This window comes from Hyphomonas sp. (assembly GCF_022844445.1).
Lineage (GTDB): Bacteria > Pseudomonadota > Alphaproteobacteria > Caulobacterales > Hyphomonadaceae > Hyphomonas.
The window spans coordinates 121505-135384 of record NZ_JALHLS010000008.1 but is presented as its reverse complement, the minus strand read 5'-3'; the positions used below and the strand labels follow the sequence as shown (position 1 = coordinate 135384).

The 13880-nt window shown below is 65.8% G+C and carries 12 protein-coding genes and 1 tRNA gene; 10 read left to right on the top strand and 3 right to left on the bottom strand.

Going from position 1 to position 13880, the window contains the following annotated elements; all coding sequences use genetic code 11:
* The first annotated feature begins 6 nt into the window (after positions 1–6).
* From Q0C17_RS11025 to selD, 8 genes are all read left to right on the top strand, one after another.
* Positions 7–1287 carry a penicillin-binding protein activator gene (locus Q0C17_RS11025; protein ID WP_291205874.1) on the top strand — a complete coding sequence of 427 codons (1281 nt, stop codon included), beginning with the start codon at positions 7–9 and terminating at the stop codon, positions 1285–1287.
* Positions 1288–1384: 97 nt separating this feature from the next.
* The gene (gene dnaJ, locus Q0C17_RS11020) at positions 1385–2548 is read left to right on the top strand and encodes a molecular chaperone DnaJ (RefSeq protein ID WP_291205871.1); all 1164 of its coding nucleotides are present in this window, start codon (positions 1385–1387) and stop codon (positions 2546–2548) included.
* A 100-nt stretch (positions 2549–2648) separates the two neighbouring features.
* Complete coding sequence (gene selA, locus Q0C17_RS11015) at positions 2649–4040, top strand: L-seryl-tRNA(Sec) selenium transferase (protein WP_291205866.1); 1392 nt, start codon at positions 2649–2651, stop codon at positions 4038–4040.
* Positions 4037–5911, top strand: coding sequence for a SelB C-terminal domain-containing protein (locus Q0C17_RS11010; protein WP_291205863.1), 1875 nt, complete (start codon positions 4037–4039; stop codon positions 5909–5911). The genes selA and Q0C17_RS11010 overlap by 4 nt, the downstream gene beginning before the upstream one ends.
* 42 nt (positions 5912–5953) lie before the next feature.
* Positions 5954–6048, top strand: a tRNA-Sec gene (locus Q0C17_RS11005).
* 71 nt (positions 6049–6119) lie between these two features.
* On the top strand, positions 6120–7709 hold the full coding sequence (locus Q0C17_RS11000) for a TlpA disulfide reductase family protein (protein ID WP_291205860.1): 1590 nt from the start codon (positions 6120–6122) through the stop codon (positions 7707–7709).
* Between the two features lie 55 nt (positions 7710–7764).
* Positions 7765–8283, top strand: a complete 519-nt coding sequence (locus Q0C17_RS10995; protein ID WP_291205857.1) for a UGSC family (seleno)protein — start codon at positions 7765–7767, stop codon at positions 8281–8283.
* A gap of 122 nt (positions 8284–8405) precedes the next feature.
* Positions 8406–10592 carry a selenide, water dikinase SelD gene (gene selD, locus Q0C17_RS10990; protein ID WP_291205854.1) on the top strand — a complete coding sequence of 729 codons (2187 nt, stop codon included), beginning with the start codon at positions 8406–8408 and terminating at the stop codon, positions 10590–10592.
* On the opposite strand, the gene mnmH is transcribed toward selD, so the two are convergent.
* The gene (gene mnmH, locus Q0C17_RS10985) at positions 10579–11667 is read right to left on the bottom strand and encodes a tRNA 2-selenouridine(34) synthase MnmH (protein WP_291205851.1); all 1089 of its coding nucleotides are present in this window, start codon (positions 11665–11667) and stop codon (positions 10579–10581) included. The genes selD and mnmH overlap by 14 nt on opposite strands.
* Before the next feature lie 342 nt (positions 11668–12009).
* On the opposite strand from mnmH, the gene Q0C17_RS10980 reads away from it, so the two are divergent.
* A complete protein-coding gene (locus tag Q0C17_RS10980) occupies positions 12010–12255 on the top strand; it encodes a DUF465 domain-containing protein (RefSeq protein WP_291205848.1) in 246 nt (81 codons plus the stop codon).
* 2 nt (positions 12256–12257) lie between these two features.
* Positions 12258–12530, top strand: a complete 273-nt coding sequence (locus tag Q0C17_RS10975; protein WP_291205845.1) for a zf-TFIIB domain-containing protein — start codon at positions 12258–12260, stop codon at positions 12528–12530.
* A 52-nt stretch (positions 12531–12582) separates the two neighbouring features.
* On the opposite strand, the gene Q0C17_RS10970 is transcribed toward Q0C17_RS10975, so the two are convergent.
* The gene (locus tag Q0C17_RS10970) at positions 12583–12888 is read right to left on the bottom strand and encodes a DUF190 domain-containing protein (RefSeq protein WP_291205841.1); all 306 of its coding nucleotides are present in this window, start codon (positions 12886–12888) and stop codon (positions 12583–12585) included.
* Between the two features lie 3 nt (positions 12889–12891).
* Positions 12892–13878 carry a sodium-dependent bicarbonate transport family permease gene (locus tag Q0C17_RS10965; protein WP_291205835.1) on the bottom strand — a complete coding sequence of 329 codons (987 nt, stop codon included), beginning with the start codon at positions 13876–13878 and terminating at the stop codon, positions 12892–12894.
* Between the last annotated feature and the right edge of the window lie 2 nt (positions 13879–13880).

Here is a 13880-nt window from a genome sequence, read left to right as displayed (position 1 = left end):
CAGAAGATGACATCGCGTCCACCATCGCTCAGGAAATTCACTGCGCCAAGTGTTGTGCTGGCTTCGCTGCTTCTGGCCACGGCCTGCGCCAGTGCGCCGACCCGCCCGCCGGTGTCCATCGGCTCCGGCCAGCCACGCGTCGACCCCGTCACCGGTGAGCGCCTTCCCGAAGAGGCGGCAATCACCGAAGAAGCCACTGACGGCTTCGTGCGCGGCGATGGTGGCCTGACCCCGCCCTTCATGGTGGGCAAGGACGTGAAGCGCGCTGCAGTGCTGCTGCCCTTCTCGCATCCGACCGCCAATGTGCGCGCCGAAGCCGAGGCGATGCTCGCGGGCATCGAGCTCGCCCTGTTTGAAAACGGCGGCACCGATTTCCTGATCCTGCCCAAGGACACCGCCGGACGCGCCTCAACCGCGGAGGCCCGCGCCGATGAGGCCATCGATGAAGGCGTCGACATCATCCTCGGCCCGCTGTTCGGCGCTGAAGTCACCCCCGTAAAAGACGCGGTCAACCGCGAGCAGATCCCGGTCGTGGCCTTTTCGAACGACCGCACGGTCGCCGGAGGCGGCAGCTATCTCGCCTCGGTGATGCCGGAAGAAGAAGTCGTCCGCATCATGGGCTACGCCGCCAGCCGCGGCACGCGCACCTTTGCCTTCCTCGGCCCGGATTCCGCCTATGGGCGCCAGGTCGAAACCGCGATGCGCGCCGAAGCCGCGAAGAATGGCTGGACCATCATCGGCGCCGGTTTCTACGATCCGAGCACCAGCGCCAGCTCCGAAGTCTCCCGCGTTGCAAAACTCATCAAGGCTGAGTCGAGCCAGGTCGGCCTGCTGATCCCCGAACGCGGCACCAAGCTGCTCTCGATCGCCCCGCTGCTCGTGGTCAATGGCATCGACCCCGGTCGCACCCGCTTCCTCGGCACCAGCATCTGGGACGACTCGGCCATATGGCGCGAACCCGCCTTGGCTGGCGCGCTCTATTCGGCGGTCGACCCGGACAACATGACGACCTTCAAAGACACCTACCGCCGCATTTACGGCCGCGCCCCGACCGACCTGGCGGCAGCCGCCTATGACGCCGCCGCTCTCGCGATCACGCTGGCGGGCGAAAACAACATGAAACACGGCGGGGTCACCGATCCGGACGGCTTCATGGGGGTCAATGGCCTGTTCCGCTTCCGCCTCGACGGCACCTCGGAACGGGGCCTCGCGGTCAAGGAAATCCGCCAGTCAGGCGCCTCGGTCGTCGAAAAAGGGGTTACCAGATTTCCCCCCGGCGGTAGCTGATCGGGCGCGCAAGCCTGATGGAAAGCCCTTGCGGTGATAGGCGACACGCCCCAAATCACCGCCCACAGGGCAGACATCCCGGTTTGGCGGCCAGTTCATGAGCAAGCGCGACTATTATGACGTTCTCGGTGTAGAACGCGGAGCCGATGAAAAGGTTCTGAAATCAGCCTATCGCAAGCTCGCCATGAAGTATCACCCGGACCAGAATCAGGGCGATGCCAGCGCTGAAGAGAAGTTCAAGGAAGTTGGCGAAGCCTATGCCATCCTCTCCGATGCTCAGAAACGCGCCGCCTATGACCGGTTCGGCCATGCCGCCTTCGAGAATGGCGGCGGCGGCCCCGGCGGCAGCCCGTTCGGCCAGGGCGCCAATCCTGAAGACATCTTCCAGGACCTGTTCAGCCAGGTATTCGGCGGCGGCTTTGCTTCGGCTGGCCGCAAGCGCGGCGGCCCGCAGCGCGGCGCCGACCTGCGCTATGATCTCGAGATCACCCTCGCTGAAGCCTATGCCGGCAAGGAAGAAACCATTCACGTGCCGCAGGCGGTGGCGTGCAAGCCATGCGATGCTACCGGCGCCGCCCCCGGCACCAAGCCGGAGCCGTGCGAGACCTGCGGCGGACATGGCCGGGTGCGCGCCCAGCAGGGCTTCTTCACGATGGAGCGCACCTGCCATATCTGCCAGGGCCGCGGCACTGTCATCCGCAAGCCGTGCAAGACCTGCGGCGGCGCGGGGCAAGTGAAGGAAGAACGCAAGATCTCGGTCAAGATTCCGGCCGGTGTCGAAAGCGGCATGCGCATCCGCCTGACCGGCGAGGGCGAACCGGGTTCTGCCGGCGGGCCGAAGGGCGACCTCTACATTTTCGTCGAAGTCGTCGAGCACGACATCTTCGAGCGCGACGGACCGAACCTCTATTGCCGCGCGCCGGTGCCGATGGCGACGGCGGCGCTCGGCGGCGAGATCGAGATCCCGACGATCGATGGCGGCCGCGCCCGCGTTGCCATTCCCGAAGGCGCCCAGACAGGGCGCAAGCTGCGCCTGCGCGGCAAGGGCATGCCCTCCGTGCGCCAGGGAAACGCACAGGGCGACCTCTATGTCGAGATGTTCGTCGAGACCCCGCAGAACCTCACCGCCCGGCAGAAGGATCTGCTCCGTCAGTTCACGGAATGCTCCGGCGCGGACTGCCATCCGGAGAGCGAAGGCTTCCTGGGGCGTATCAAACGCTTCTGGGGCGGCAGTGATGGTGACGAGAAGCGCCCGACCTGACGGCGGGCGATAGGCTGGAGGCAGGCCCCTTCCCCGACGCGGCGGCTTGATCCCGCAGATGCGGACCATAGAGTGCCGCGCTGAACCTGCCGGGATATCCATGACCCATATTCTGAGACTACTGCCTCAAGTGGACACGCTGCTCAGCGGCGAGGAAATGGCCGGCCTTGCAGCAACCTATTCGCGCAGCGAGGTTGCAGACGCCCTGCGCAGCGAACTGGCTGCACTCAGGGCCGGCATCCAGTCCGGCGCCGTGCACGCCCTGCCGGACTTTTCAGGCAGGGCTTTCGCAGACCGGATCAGCGCGCGGCTGGACGCGCGCCGCCGGCCGAACCTCGTCAGCCTCATCAACGCCACCGGTATCATCGTGCATACCAATCTCGGCCGCTCGCGCCTTGCGCCGGAAGCGCTTGCCGCGATCGAAGCCGCCGGGCGCGACCATACCAATCTCGAAATGGACCTCACCACCGGCAAGCGCGGGTCACGCCACGCGCATGTCGAACAATTGATCTGTGAACTGACGGGAAGCGAGGCAGCGCTGGTCGTGAACAATTGCGCCGCCGCCGTTCTTCTGAGCCTGATGGCCACCGCGCAGGGCCGCAAAGTCATCGCCTCGCGCGGTGAGCTGATCGAGATTGGCGGATCGTTCCGCCTGCCGGACATCATCGCGCAGAGCGGCGCGGTGCTGAAGGAAGTCGGCGCGACAAACAAGACGCGCGCCGCCGACTATGCAGACGCCGTTGATGACGACACCGCCGTTCTGCTCAAAAGCCATACCAGCAATTACCAGATCGTCGGCTTCACGGCAGCACCAAAGCGCGAAGAACTGGCCGCCCTCGCCCGCGAGACGCGCACTATCTTCATGGAAGACCTCGGCAGCGGCGTGCTGATCGACCTGTCACCTTACGGACTTAAGGATGAGCCGGTCGTCTCTGACGTGATCCGTTCCGGAGCCGATCTCGTCATGTTTTCCGGCGACAAGCTGCTCGGCGGCCCGCAGTGCGGCATCATCGCCGGGCGCGCCGACATTGTCCGCAGCCTGAAGTCCCACCCCCTGTGCCGCGCCGTGCGCATCGACAAGCTGTCACTGGCCGCACTGGAGGCCACTCTGCGCCTTTACCGAGCGCCGCATGATCCCTTCAGGCGTGTACCTGTCCTGCGCGCGATTGCGCAGACAGCGGACGAACTTCAGGCACGAGCGCAGCGGCTGTCAGGCGCGCTGACGGCGCTCGGTCTAGGGGATGTCTCGGCCGTTCCGTCAACTGCCTATGTCGGCGGCGGATCTCTGCCGCAGCAGACGCTGGACAGTTGTGCCGTGACCGTCGCCCTGCCTGGCATGGCGCCGGATATGCTGGCTGCTCGGCTGAGGGGCTGCCGTGTTCCGGTCATCGGCCGCATCCGGGATGAACGTTTCCTGATGGATGTCCGCACACTGATCGATGAGGATGTTCCACAGATCGCGGCGGCCTTCAGGACCGTGACGGCGACATGACAACCTGCCCGCTTGTCGTGATCGGCCATGTCGATCATGGCAAAACCGCGCTGGTCCGCGCGCTGACGGGCAAGGACACTGACCGGCTGCCGGAGGAGAAGCGCCGCGGCCTCTCCATCGTACCCGGCTTTGCGCACCTCGAGCATCAGGGACACGTCATCGACCTGATCGACGCCCCCGGCCATGCCGATTTCATCCGCGCCATGATTTCCGGCGCAAGCGGCGCATGCGGCGCCCTGCTCGTCATCTCGGCGGTAGAAGGCATCCAGGCACAGACGCTGGAGCATATGGCGATTGCAGCAGCGCTCGGCATTCGCGAAGCGGCGGTGGCCGTAACGAAAGCAGACCTGCTCGCCCCCGGCGCGGCAGCCACGCGGGAGGCAGACCTGCGCAGCGCCCTGTCCGGCACCGCGTTCTCGCAAGCGCCGTTCGTATTCTGCTCGGCCGTCACCGGCGAAGGCCTCGCCCAACTTTCCGGCGCGCTGGCCGCCCTGGCGACGCGCGCCGTAGGTGATTCGCCGCCCCCTGGCGCCTTCCTCCCGGTTGACCGGGTCTTCATCGCCGAAGGCCACGGCACGGTGGTGACCGGCACACTGCTCGGCGCGCCCGTCGCGGTGAATGAGACGCTCGCGCTGTCGCCCGATGGGCGCGAAGTAACCGTGCGGCGCATCCAGGTGCGCGGCGAAGATGCGGTTATCGCGAGGACGGGCGAGCGTACGGCGCTGAACCTGCGCGGCCTTCCCGCAGGCGCCGTGCACCCCGGCGACATACTGCACACGCCAGGCGCCTTCGCGCCATCGCGCGAGGCTGACGCCGTCTTCTCGCTGCCAGCAGGTGCCCGCCGCCCGGTGCGGCACATGGAAGACGTGCGCGTACATTTCGGCACCGCGCAGGCGAGCGCGCGCCTGCACCTTTTTGGTGCGGCGCAAGTCGCGCCAGGCGACGCGGCGATGGTGCGCCTGAAGTTTCGTGCGCCGGTCTGCCTTTATGCCGGACAGCGCGTGATTCTGCGGCGTCTTTCGCCGGCGGAGACGCTGGGCGGCGCCCTGCTCCTTGATCCGGCCGCCCCGCCGCTCACGGCCGGCAAGGCTGCCCGGCTGGCGACCCTTGCGGCAGCGCAGGCCGGCGACCTTCCGGGCCTTGCGGACGCGCTCGCAAAGGAAGGCAGCGGCCTGGCGCGCCTCGCGGACATAGCGCGCCTCGCCCGAAGACCTGCAGAACGCGTCGCCGAAGCGCTGGTGAACAGGCTCGTTCCGGTCGGCAGTGATCGGCTTACTCCCGCCGAAACAATTGAGGCGGCGAAGGCTGCTTACCTTGCAAGCCTCGTCGCCTATCATGCCGCGTTTCCGCTCCGACTGCTTGCGCCCCGCAAAGACATGGCAGACCCGAAACTGGCGCCTGCAATTACTGCGGATGTCGAAATGCGGCTCGCGGCAGCAGGCGCCATCGTGCTCACCGCTGTCGGCGCCGCAACGGCAGGCCATGCACCCGAAGACAATCTTCTGCCGGCGCAGAAGGTGCGCATGGACGAGATCGGGGCAGCCGTCAAAGCCGCAGGGCTCAGCGCGCCGGGCATTGCCGCCTTTTCCGGCGCAGCAGAAGACGCCGACCTCCTCGCGCTGCTGATCCGTTCGGGCCGCGTGATCGAACTCCACAATGTCGCTCTGAACCAGATGCTGGTCTTCCATGCGGACGCGATTGCCGCCGCCGTCCGAACACTTGCCGAAGCCTTTCCCGGCCTTACCGCTTTCACGACCAGCGAAGCGCGCAAGGCGCTCGCCACCAACCGCAAAAGCATTGTACCGCTGCTCGAACATCTCGACAGCCTTGGCGTCACCGTGCGGACGGGTGACCTGCGGCATGTCGTATGAGGTTTGACGCGGGGCGGACGCCCGCTACTGTTGCGGGGTCACGGAGGTGACTGGAGTCTGGTGGCTTCCCTGGTCTTCAAAACCATGGACGCGCCCAACCGGCGCGTGGTGGGTTCGATTCCCATCCACCTCCGCCAGCGCCCCTGCGTAAGCCTAGACAAAAGCGCCGCGGCGCGGACTATAGGATCAAACCTGAGCGGACGTCGACATGACCGATTCAAAGCCTGCCTTCTCTCTGAAAACGCTGACTGGTGAAACGGTCAGCCTGCCGGGACCCGGCCCCGCGCTGGTCGTGTTCGTGAAGGAAGACTGCGAGACCTGCAACACGGCGGCGCCGGTCGTGCAGGCCTTCCACAGGGCTTATGGAGCCGCGATGCCTGTGGTGATGCCCGCGCAATCGGGCGAAGGCAATCACGTGCTGCGCGACCGTCACGGTCTCACACTGCCCATCCTCGATGACAGCGCCTGCAGGACATCTTTCGACTGGGATATCGAGATCGTTCCGTCTGTATTCTGGATTGACGGGAACGGCGGCGTGCTGTCGCATTTCGAGGGCTTTGTGCGCGAGGAATGGCAGGGCCTGAACGGCCAGATCGCCGCCAGCCTCGGCCTGCCCGCGGCGCAGATTGACTGGGACAGCCTTCCGCCCTGGCGGCCGGGATGCGGATCACAACATCTGTATCCGGAATATTTCGACAAGCTCACGGCAGAACGGGACGGCGGGCAGCTGAAGGCCCGGCGGATCGAGATTGCCGTGGCCGACGACGTGTCGGAGTTCATGTTCGACCAGGGTTTCTCGGACGGCCTTCCACTGGTGCCGCCGACGCCAGAGCGCGTGCTGCGCATGATGCAGGGCACCCGGCGCGCCCCGCAGGATCTGGTGGCGATCGTGCCGCCCAACATGGGTGAGGCGACCGTCGAGAAGGTCGCGATCAATGCCGTGATGGCGGGCTGCAAACCGGAATACATGCCGGTGATCATCGCGGCGCTCGAAGCTGTATGTACCGATGCCTTCAACGTCCACGGCGTGACGGCCACCACGATGGGCGCGGCGCCCGTGATCGTCGTCAACGGCCCCATCCGTGAACGGATCGGGATGAACAAGGGCCTCGCCGCCCTCGGCTCCGGCAACCGAGCCAACGCCACTATCGGCCGCGCCATCAGGCTGATCGTCGGCAATGTCGGCGGCGGCAAACCGGGCGGCGTCGAGCGCTCCACACTGGGCAACCCGATGAAGTACACGATGTGCTTTGCTGAGAACGAGGAACGTTCTCCCTGGCCGCCGCTGCATGTCGAGCGCGGGTTCCGGAAGGAAGACTCGGTTGTGACGGTGTTTGCGATGACCGGCGGGCCGGTCCACATTGTCGATCAGGAATCGCGTGCACCCGACCAGGTGGCGGGCTCCATCGGTCTCGGCCTCGAAGGCGTCTTTCTGCCCAAGCTGCACAATCTTCCAGTCGACACGCTGCTCGTCGTCTGCCCGGAACATATCGACACGCTGATGAGCGACGGGCCCTATTCGAAAGAGCGGCTGCGCGCCCGCATCCAGGCCGTCACCCAGCGGCCGCTGCGCGAGATGGTAGCCGATCCGGTCTCCGGCGCCGGCATACCGGCAGCCATCGCCGAGAAGATGGGCGCCGAGCGGCTGGCGGCGCTGGCGCCCAAGTTCGCCGGGGAGCAATACATCCACATTGTTGTGGCCGGCTCCGATGCCGGGAAGTTCAGTTCGGCTTTCCATGGCTGGGCGACAGGGGAAATCGGTTCACAGTCCGTCTCTCGCCGGGTCGATTCGGACTAGCCGCGCGGGCAAATGCAGTTACTCTGACCCCAGCCCGACAGAAAAAGGAGGACGGATGACGATAATCCTAGACCCCACCGATGAACGAAAGCCGGTCGCCCGGCAGGTGAGCCCGCGCAAAGCCGCAATCAGCGGAACGGTAGGCCTGATGGACATCCGCAAGCCGCGCGGCAATGTGCTGCTCGACGAACTGGAACGCCAGCTCATGGCCACCGTGCCCGGGATCAAGGTGCAACGTTTCGCCAAGCCGACCTTCACCAAGCCCTGTCCGGATGACCTGCGCCGCGAGATCGCCGGCAAGGTCGACTACCTGATCGAGGCCCTTGCGGATTGAGGTTCCTGTACGACGTGCAGTCTGCACGACACAGTCTGGTTTGAAATCCAGGGAATCCCGTCCGTCAGCATAGCCTCTTCGGAGTTTGACGAAGCCGCCGACTTCCAGCGCAAGGCGCTCGGAATGAATGATGCGCGTTACGTGCTTGTCCCGCACCCGATTCAGGATGCAACGGATGAGGAAATGCGCGCCAAGGCCCGCGCCGTACTGCAGCAGGTGCTGGACGCGCTGACGCTCTGACATACCGCGCCGCCGTGGCTGCTCCCTGCTCGGGAACGCGGCGGCGGCGCGGTCACTGCTGGCGTCCGGCGGCGAGGTCCCCTAAAGCACCTCAGACCGAGCCTTAATCACCCCCGGATGCCATGGACCCTGACTGGCCCCTTTCCAGAGACCTTGTGCTGGTCGGCGGCGGGCACACGCATGCGCTGGTTCTGCGCCGCTGGGGGATGAAACCGCTGCCGGGGGCGCGACTGACGCTGATAGAGCCCGGCGCCTGCGCCACCTATACTGGCATGCTGCCCGGCCTTGTGGCCGGCCACTACGCCTTGCGCGACATCCAGATCGACCTCGTGCGCCTTGCCCGGTTTGCAGGCGCACGGATCATCTTCGACAAGGCCACCGGGCTCGACCGGGAGGCCCGGCTGGTGCACCTCGCGGGCCGTCCGCCAGTGCGCTACGACCTAGCCTCGTTCGATATCGGGGCCACGGCGGCCTTGTCTGGTATCGAGGGCTTTGATGAATTCGCCCATTCCGTCAAACCGATGGGTCCGTTTGCTTCTGCCTGGCAGGCCTTCGTGGAAGGCCGGCAGGCGCGCCGCTCGCCTGCCCGGTGCACCGTGATCGGTGGCGGCGTGGCGGGGGTGGAACTTGCTCTCGCCATGGCGCACAGGCTTCGCGCGGCGGGCCTTCCGGATTCGAAGGTTGTCCTGATTGAAGCCGGCTGCAGCATACTTGCCGCAACGCATGCCGGTACGCGCCGCCGCCTCATTGCAGCGTGTAACCGGTTGGGCATCGAGATTCTGACCGCAACCCGCATCGTCCGCCTACGAAGTGGTTCCGCGGAACTCTCAGATGGACGTGAGCTGGCGGCTGACTTCATCGTCAGCGCGGCCGGGGCGCGCGCGCATGACTGGATCGCGCGGACGGGACTTTCACACACAGACGGGTTCATCAATGTCCGTGCAGACCTGCGGTCCGTGGATGATGCCAATGTGTTTGCGGTCGGCGACTGCGCTCACCTGACCCATGCGCCACGCCCCAAGGCCGGCGTATTCGCTGTACGCGAAGCCCCTGTCCTTCTGCACAACCTGAGGGCGTCGCTATCCGGCGCGTCCTTGATGGAATATCATCCGCAAGCGGATTACCTGAAACTGATCTCGATGGGCGACAAGTCTGCCATCGGGCACAAGCACCTCTTCGCGCTGTCAGGCCGCCGGGTCTGGTCGCTCAAGGACCATATCGACCGGACCTTCATGGCGCGGCTGAATGACCTGCCGGTTATGCGCGCGCCTGAGCCGCCGGCCGAGCGGGCGCTGGACGAGGTGGGCGGCGCGCCGCAGGACAGGCTCTGCGGCGGGTGCGGCGCGAAGGTCGGACGCTCCAGCCTGAATGCTGCACTGAAGGATATCGCCCCCGCCCAGCGGGACGATACGGTGCGCGGTCGCGGCGATGACAGCGCAGTGCTGCGCACCGGCGGGCAGCTCCAGGTGTTCACGACCGATCACCTGCGCGCCTTCATCGAAGACCCGTATCTGATGGGCCGGATCACCGCCGTCCACGCGCTCGGGGATATCTGGGCGATGGGCGCACTACCGCAGTCCGCGCTCCTGTCGCTGATCATACCGCGCATGAGCGAGGCGATGCAGGCGGCAACGGTGGGCGAGGTCACTGCCGCCGTGAGCGACGTGCTGCGCGACACGGGCGCCGATCTCGTCGGCGGACACACCAGCATGGGGCGTGAGTTAACGGTGGGTCTGTCCGTGACCGGGTTATTGGAGGGGGCCGCAATCGGACTTGACGGCGCCCGACCGGGTGACGTGCTCGTCCTGACCAAGCCGATTGGCTCCGGCGTCATCCTCGCCGGCGACATGCGCGGCGCCGCGCGCGGCGACGAAGTGCGTCAGGCATTGGAAATCATGCAGCGCCCGCTCACAGCCGCCTCGCGCATCCTGGCCCCCGCCGCGCACGCGATGACCGACGTGACCGGCTTCGGCCTCGCTGGGCACCTGATGAGCATTCTGGAAGCCTCCGGCGCAGCAGCCGAGGTATCTCTGTCGGCCGTTCCCATGATGCCCGGCGCAGAATGGCTGGCAGGACAAGGCGTGCGCTCTTCGATCTGGCTGTCCAATTCATCCCTGGACGGACGGATCACGCGACCTGCTTCGGCGGCCAGTGACCTGCTTTACGATCCCCAGACAGCCGGCGGGCTTCTGGCCGCTTTGCCGGAAGCGCTTGTGCCGGGCGTGCTGGATCAACTGGCGGCAGCCGGAGAAACCGGCTGGGTGATTGGCACGGTCACCGAGGGAACGCCTGCGATCAGGGTGACCTGAGCGGCGCAGTCCCGCGCTCTGTCAGCTTGATGATCTCGGCTGCTGCACGCTCCAGATCCGGTACCGAAAAGTCTGTCAGGCGGATCGTTCCCAGTTCGGGCTCCGTATCGCGGGCACGCTGACGGGCGTATTTAGGATCGTAGTGATGTGCGGCTATCTCCCTGGCCAGTTCTTCGGTGCGCCCGGCGGCGGCAAGGCCATGCCATTCCGCAATCCGGTCGGCCGCATGATAGGGCCGCAGCTGGTCAATGGTCCGGATCAGCCGCTCCGGGTCCGCCGCAACGTCGACGTAAGCCCGGGCGAGATAGGCGCCGCGCGCAGTCAGCGTCGCTTCGATCCGGATCCTCGGGGCGCGGCGCATGTTTTCCCAGATCGTGCGCGGCAAGGTCAGCTGGCCGATCCGGCTCGATTCGGCTTCCACAAAGACCGGGCGGGACGGATCAAAGGCCACGATCTTCAGGGCAAGGGCGCTCTCCAGCGCTTTCTGGGACGGTTGTTGCGCAGCGAGCGCGCCGAACAGCGAGCCCCGGTGTCCGGCAAGGCTTTCAAGGTCGAGCACCTGAGCGCCGTGGCCCGCGAGTTTTTGCAGAATTTCGGTCTTGGCGGTTCCGGTATTGCCGTCGAGGACCACGATCGGACCGGTGAGGCTTTCGCCCGCCTCGCGGGGCCGGTGCAGCAAGTCGACAACAAGACGGCGGAAGGACTTGTAGCCACCCTCCAGCGTTTCGGCCCGCCAGCCGATCTGTTTCAGGATGGTCGCGAAGGCGCCGGACCGCATGCCGCCCCGCCAGCAGTAGACCAGGGGCCGGTAGCTGCCGGGCCTGTCCAGGAGGTGCGCCTCGATGTTCGCACCGGCCCGCCTGGCCACCAGCGCGCCGCCCACTTTGCGGGCGAGGAATGCGCTCTCCTGCTTGTAGATCGTGCCCACGCGGGCGCGCTCTTCGTCGTCCAGAACCGGCAGGTTGATGGCCCCGGGCACGTGGTCTTCGGCAAACTCGCCCGGCGAGCGAACGTCAATAATCTCGTCGAAGGGGCTGCGGAGGAGATCGTTCAAGGCTGAGAGCGTGTAGGGCATGCGCCTGCCTAACCACTGGAGTTTCCAGCGCAAGGGGGGCTTCTGCAAACCTGGGCGACGCAGGAGCCCGCTTGGAGAACAGTGCGCCGTCACCCTCCCGGGCGAAGTGGACATTAAGTTTAGATGAAGTCGGCCTTTCCAGTATGGCTGTCGCTTGCAATGCGGGGGCGCCGCCGCCAATTACTCCGTGTGCGGACCGGGCCCCTCTGGCAGGCGGCGCTCCCTCGAGGGAGGCGCCTGCGATGTCGGACCGCACCGGGAGACAACCCGGTGCCGGCTCAGTGCAGACATTGCCCGACAACCCGCATCGCAACTCCCGAAACCAAGCAAGAGGAGTATGCCATGTCATCCAACTACATCCACGCCTTGGCCCAGCGCCATGCCGCCATCGAGCGCCGGATCGAGGACGCCCTGAAAGCGCCTTCGCCTGACACGCTCTATATCACCTCGCTGAAGAAGCTGCGCCTCGTCTATCGCGAGCGCATCCGTGAAGCGATACGGCAGAAGCGGATGCGCAGCACGGCCGCCCGTCCGAAGCGATGGTCACCGGCGGCAGCAGCTCCGGCGCAAATCGGCGGGGGGCACTGACCATGCCATTGCATACATCGCCGATTGACGGCGCCCCAATGCGTACTGTCCGCCGCTACGGCATCGAGATCGACGTCTGCCCGACCACGGGCGGCGTCTGGCTCGACCGGGGCGAACTCGAAAAGCTGATCGAGATCATCCGCGAGGATGCCGCACAGGAAATCCCCTCGCGCGCGCGCCTGCGCCAGGACCAGGATGAGTTTGACGATGACGGCCCGTCCCGCCGCGGGCGGATGGATCGCAAGTCCAGGCTGCTGGACCTGTTCGACTTCTGAATGGCTGAGCGCCGCTCCGGAAACGGGGCGGCGCTTTAGCCTTCGGGCGGAACTAGAAGCGGTCCGGCCGGAGGACCTTCACCTCTGCGACGCTCAAGACACCGATATGGCTGCCGAGCAGCCGTTCGAGCTCTGAAAGTGCGGCCTGGACCTGCGCATCAGCGCCAATTGAAATAATGACCACCATGTCGCTCGAAGCGGACATGTCCGTATCACGGCTCCACCGTGTCTTGCCGCCGAAGCCGGAGATGGCCGGCAGGATCGTGTAGCCGGTGAGGCCGGACGCCTCGAGGATTTTGGAGGCGCGCGGCGCGGCCATGCGCTCGATGAACAGTTCAAGGCGATGGCGCGTGTGCATGTATCAAGCGGCTCCGGGCGTTATAGCTCTTGCCAGCCAGATATAGAGCGGCAGGCCAAGGATGAGATTGAACGGGAATGTAATGCCGAGCGAGAGCGTGAGATAGATAGAGGGCCGTGCTTTCGGAAGGGCTAGGCGCATGGCGGCAGGCACGGCGATGTAGGACGCCGACGCCGCCAGCGTGATAAGCAGCGCTGCATCGCCGGTGCCCATGCCATTGAGCGCCGCCACGCCGGCCGCCAGCAGGCCGGAGATAAGCGGCATATAAATCCCAAAGGCAATCGTTCCCGGACCAAGCTGGCGCCAGCCATTGCGCAGGCCGCGGCCGGCGGAGAGGCCCATATCCAGCAGGAAAAGGCAGAGCACGCCCTGGAAGGGCTCCACAAAAAAGGGCGCAATGGTCTTCATGCCCTTCTCGCCGCTGATCCAGCCGATGATCAGTGAACCTATCAGCACGACGACCGACGCATTGAGCATTACCTCACGGGCAAGCTCGCCCCGGTCCGATCCAGCAACGCTTTCCTGGCTGCCGGGGCTGCGATGTGCGATGATCAGTGCCGAGATGATCGCGGGCACTTCCATCAGCGCAGCGACAGCGACAAGGTAGCCCGAGGTTTCGAGGCCGGCGGCCGCGATGGCCTGGCCGGCGGCGACGAAGGTGACGATGGAAATGGAGCCGTAATGCGCGGCGGTGGCGGCGGCATCGACGGCGCCGAGGCGTGTGGTGAAGCGCAGGAGGCCGTAGGCGATGACCGGCAGGAGGAAGGACAGCGCGACAGCCGAGATCATCACGAAGCCGGCATCCCAGCCCAGATCACCCTCGGAGATGGCCACGCCGCCTTTCAGGCCGATCGACATCATCAGGTAGATCGCAAGGCCTTTCGCGAAGGCCTCCGGGATCGTCATCTGGGACTTGAGAAGCGCTGCCCCGAGGCCAAGCAGAAAGAAAAGGACAATCGGCGACAGGAGCGTGGCGAGCGCGATGTCCATGC